Origin of the sequence: Streptomyces bobili (genome assembly GCF_002154575.1) — a bacterium.
GTDB lineage: Bacteria > Actinomycetota > Actinomycetes > Streptomycetales > Streptomycetaceae > Streptomyces > Streptomyces bobili.
This window is the reverse complement of record NZ_MUBA01000087.1, coordinates 1-5356: the sequence shown is the minus strand read 5'-3', so window position 1 is coordinate 5356 and position 5356 is coordinate 1. Positions and strand designations below refer to the sequence as shown.

At 57.2% G+C, this 5356-nt stretch carries 2 rRNA genes; both read left to right on the top strand.

Features of this window, described 5'->3' with window-relative positions:
- Positions 1 to 273 precede the first annotated feature (273 nt).
- Positions 274 to 1799: ribosomal RNA gene (locus BZL64_RS08435) — 16S ribosomal RNA — on the top strand.
- 315 nt (positions 1800 to 2114) lie between these two features.
- Positions 2115 to 5238: ribosomal RNA gene (locus BZL64_RS08430) — 23S ribosomal RNA — on the top strand.
- The 16S and 23S rRNA genes sit together here, the layout of an rRNA operon.
- The last annotated feature ends 118 nt before the right edge of the window (positions 5239 to 5356 follow it).

Here is a 5356-nt window from a genome sequence, read left to right as displayed (position 1 = left end):
GTCTGATAGAGTCGGAAACGCAAGACCGAAGGGAAGCGCCCGGAGGAAAGCCTGAGAGAGTCTCTCGGGTGAGTACAAAGGAAGCGTCCGTTCCTTGAGAACTCAACAGCGTGCCAAAAATCAACGCCAGATATGTTGATACCCCGTCCCCGGCAGTGATAGCCGAGGATGAGGTTCCTTTGAAGAAAACACAGCGAGGACGCTGTGAACGGTCGGGCCTATTCCGCCTGACCGTTCCGCTCTCGTGTGTGCTATCCCGATTACGGGAAAACATTCACGGAGAGTTTGATCCTGGCTCAGGACGAACGCTGGCGGCGTGCTTAACACATGCAAGTCGAACGATGAACCACTTCGGTGGGGATTAGTGGCGAACGGGTGAGTAACACGTGGGCAATCTGCCCTTCACTCTGGGACAAGCCCTGGAAACGGGGTCTAATACCGGATAACACTCCTGCTCTCATGGGCAGGGGTTAAAAGCTCCGGCGGTGAAGGATGAGCCCGCGGCCTATCAGCTTGTTGGTGAGGTAATGGCTCACCAAGGCGACGACGGGTAGCCGGCCTGAGAGGGCGACCGGCCACACTGGGACTGAGACACGGCCCAGACTCCTACGGGAGGCAGCAGTGGGGAATATTGCACAATGGGCGAAAGCCTGATGCAGCGACGCCGCGTGAGGGATGACGGCCTTCGGGTTGTAAACCTCTTTCAGCAGGGAAGAAGCGAAAGTGACGGTACCTGCAGAAGAAGCGCCGGCTAACTACGTGCCAGCAGCCGCGGTAATACGTAGGGCGCAAGCGTTGTCCGGAATTATTGGGCGTAAAGAGCTCGTAGGCGGCTTGTCACGTCGGGTGTGAAAGCCCGGGGCTTAACCCCGGGTCTGCATTCGATACGGGCTAGCTAGAGTGTGGTAGGGGAGATCGGAATTCCTGGTGTAGCGGTGAAATGCGCAGATATCAGGAGGAACACCGGTGGCGAAGGCGGATCTCTGGGCCATTACTGACGCTGAGGAGCGAAAGCGTGGGGAGCGAACAGGATTAGATACCCTGGTAGTCCACGCCGTAAACGGTGGGAACTAGGTGTTGGCGACATTCCACGTCGTCGGTGCCGCAGCTAACGCATTAAGTTCCCCGCCTGGGGAGTACGGCCGCAAGGCTAAAACTCAAAGGAATTGACGGGGGCCCGCACAAGCAGCGGAGCATGTGGCTTAATTCGACGCAACGCGAAGAACCTTACCAAGGCTTGACATACACCGGAAAGCATCAGAGATGGTGCCCCCCTTGTGGTCGGTGTACAGGTGGTGCATGGCTGTCGTCAGCTCGTGTCGTGAGATGTTGGGTTAAGTCCCGCAACGAGCGCAACCCTTGTTCTGTGTTGCCAGCATGCCCTTCGGGGTGATGGGGACTCACAGGAGACCGCCGGGGTCAACTCGGAGGAAGGTGGGGACGACGTCAAGTCATCATGCCCCTTATGTCTTGGGCTGCACACGTGCTACAATGGCCGGTACAAAGAGCTGCGATACCGTGAGGTGGAGCGAATCTCAAAAAGCCGGTCTCAGTTCGGATTGGGGTCTGCAACTCGACCCCATGAAGTCGGAGTTGCTAGTAATCGCAGATCAGCATTGCTGCGGTGAATACGTTCCCGGGCCTTGTACACACCGCCCGTCACGTCACGAAAGTCGGTAACACCCGAAGCCGGTGGCCCAACCCCTTGTGGGAGGGAGCTGTCGAAGGTGGGACTGGCGATTGGGACGAAGTCGTAACAAGGTAGCCGTACCGGAAGGTGCGGCTGGATCACCTCCTTTCTAAGGAGCACTTCTCACCGATCCCTTCGGGGTGAGGTCAGAGGCCAGTTCATCAGCGAACGTCTGATGCTGGTTGCTCAAGGGTGGAACGTTGATTATTCGGCACTTCTGATTGTCTTCTCCTTCCAGTACTGCTCTTCGGAGCGTGGAACGTCGAGGGAAGCGGTGAGGGGTGCCGGGCACGCTGTTGGGTATCTGAGGGTATGGCCGTATGGCTGCCTTCAGTGCCGGCCCCAGTGCACTCGAACCGGTTGGTTCGGGGTGATGGGTGGCTGGTCGTTGTTTGAGAACTGCACAGTGGACGCGAGCATCTGTGGCCAAGTTTTTAAGGGCGCACGGTGGATGCCTTGGCACCAGGAACCGATGAAGGACGTGGGAGGCCACGATAGTCCCCGGGGAGTCGTCAACCAGGCTTTGATCCGGGGGTTTCCGAATGGGGAAACCCGGCAGTCGTCATGGGCTGTCACCCATACCTGAACACATAGGGTATGTGGAGGGAACGCGGGGAAGTGAAACATCTCAGTACCCGCAGGAAGAGAAAACAACCGTGATTCCGGGAGTAGTGGCGAGCGAAACTGGATGAGGCTAAACCGTATACGTGTGAGACCCGGCAGGGGTTGCGTGTACGGGGTTGTGGGATCTCTCTTCTGTCGTCTGCCGGCGGCAGGGCGAGTCAGAAACCGTTGATGTAGACGAAGGACATGCGAAAGGTCCGGCGTAGAGGGTAAGACCCCCGTAGTCGAAACGTCAACGGCTCGTCTGAGAGACACCCAAGTAGCACGGGGCCCGAGAAATCCCGTGTGAATCTGGCGGGACCACCCGCTAAGCCTAAATATTCCCTGGTGACCGATAGCGGATAGTACCGTGAGGGAATGGTGAAAAGTACCGCGGGAGCGGAGTGAAATAGTACCTGAAACCGTGTGCCTACAAGCCGTGGGAGCGTCGCGCATCGAGCTTGCTCGGTGCGTCGTGACTGCGTGCCTTTTGAAGAATGAGCCTGCGAGTTTGCGGTGTGTTGCGAGGTTAACCCGAGTGGGGTAGCCGTAGCGAAAGCGAGTCCGAACAGGGCGGTTGAGTAGCACGCTCAAGACCCGAAGCGGAGTGATCTAGCCATGGGCAGGTTGAAGCGGCTGTAAGAGGTCGTGGAGGACCGAACCCACCAGGGTTGAAAACCTGGGGGATGACCTGTGGTTAGGGGTGAAAGGCCAATCAAACTCCGTGATAGCTGGTTCTCCCCGAAATGCATTTAGGTGCAGCGTCGTGTGTTTCTTGCCGGAGGTAGAGCACTGGATAGGCGATGGGCCCTACCGGGTTACTGACCTTAGCCAAACTCCGAATGCCGGTAAGTGAGAGCGCGGCAGTGAGACTGTGGGGGATAAGCTCCATGGTCGAGAGGGAAACAGCCCAGAGCATCGACTAAGGCCCCTAAGCGTACGCTAAGTGGGAAAGGATGTGGAGTCGCACAGACAACCAGGAGGTTGGCTTAGAAGCAGCCACCCTTGAAAGAGTGCGTAATAGCTCACTGGTCTAGTGATTCCGCGCCGACAATGTAGCGGGGCTCAAGCGTACCGCCGAAGTCGTGTCATTCATACACATAGGGCCAACGCCTGTATGGATGGGTAGGGGAGCGTCGTGTGCCGGGTGAAGCAGCCGCGGAAGCGAGTTGTGGACGGTTCACGAGTGAGAATGCAGGCATGAGTAGCGATACAAACGTGAGAAACGTTTGCGCCGATTGACTAAGGGTTCCTGGGTCAAGCTGATCTGCCCAGGGTAAGTCGGGACCTAAGGCGAGGCCGACAGGCGTAGTCGATGGATAACCGGTTGATATTCCGGTACCCGCTGTGAAGCGTCAAACACTGAACCAGGCGATGCTAAGTCCGTGAAGCCGTTCCGGACCCTTCGGGGAAAGGAAAGTGGTGGAGCCGACGGACCAGACTTGCAGTAGGTGAGTGATGGGGTGACGCAGGAAGGTAGTCCATCCCGGGCGGTGGTTGTCCCGGGGTAAGGGTGTAGGACGTCAGGTAGGTAAATCCGCCTGGCACATAGTCTGAGACCTGATGCCGAGCCGATTGTGGTGAAGTGGATGATCCTATGCTGTCGAGAAAAGCCTCTAGCGAGTTTCATGGCGGCCCGTACCCTAAACCGACTCAGGTGGTCAGGTAGAGAATACCGAGGCGTTCGGGTGAACTATGGTTAAGGAACTCGGCAAAATGCCCCCGTAACTTCGGGAGAAGGGGGGCCATCACTGGTGAGAGCACTTGCTGCTCGAGCTGGGGGTGGCCGCAGAGACCAGCGAGAAGCGACTGTTTACTAAAAACACAGGTCCGTGCGAAGCCGTAAGGCGATGTATACGGACTGACGCCTGCCCGGTGCTGGAACGTTAAGGGGACCGGTTAGTGCGCTTTCGGGCGTGCGAAGCTGAGAACTTAAGCGCCAGTAAACGGCGGTGGTAACTATAACCATCCTAAGGTAGCGAAATTCCTTGTCGGGTAAGTTCCGACCTGCACGAATGGCGTAACGACTTCTCGACTGTCTCAACCATAGGCCCGGTGAAATTGCACTACGAGTAAAGATGCTCGTTTCGCGCAGCAGGACGGAAAGACCCCGGGACCTTTACTATAGTTTGATATTGGTGTTCGGTTCGGCTTGTGTAGGATAGGTGGGAGACTGTGAAGCTTGGACGCCAGTTCAGGTGGAGTCGCCGTTGAAATACCACTCTGGTCGTGCTGGATGTCTAACCTGGGTCCGTGATCCGGATCAGGGACAGTGTCTGATGGGTAGTTTAACTGGGGCGGTTGCCTCCTAAAGAGTAACGGAGGCGCCCAAAGGTTCCCTCAGCCTGGTTGGCAATCAGGTGTTGAGTGTAAGTGCACAAGGGAGCTTGACTGTGAGACCGACGGGTCGAGCAGGGACGAAAGTCGGGACTAGTGATCCGGCGGTGGCTTGTGGAAGCGCCGTCGCTCAACGGATAAAAGGTACCCCGGGGATAACAGGCTGATCTTCCCCAAGAGTCCATATCGACGGGATGGTTTGGCACCTCGATGTCGGCTCGTCGCATCCTGGGGCTGGAGTCGGTCCCAAGGGTTGGGCTGTTCGCCCATTAAAGCGGTACGCGAGCTGGGTTTAGAACGTCGTGAGACAGTTCGGTCCCTATCCGCTGCGCGCGCAGGAACATTGAGAAGGGCTGTCCCTAGTACGAGAGGACCGGGACGGACGAACCTCTGGTGTGCCAGTTGTCCTGCCAAGGGCATGGCTGGTTGGCTACGTTCGGGAGGGATAACCGCTGAAAGCATCTAAGCGGGAAGCCTGCTTCGAGATGAGTGTTCCCACCTCCTTGAGAGGGTAAGGCTCCCAGTAGACGACTGGGTTGATAGGCCAGATGTGGAAGCCCGGTAACGGGTGAAGCTGACTGGTACTAATAGGCCGAGGGCTTGTCCTCAGTTGCTCGCGTCCACTGTGTTGGTTCTGAAACCACGAACAGCCCCATATCCATCCGTTTTGCGGATGGGTGTGGTGCGGCAGTTCGACAGTTTCATAGTGTTTCGGTGGTTATAGCG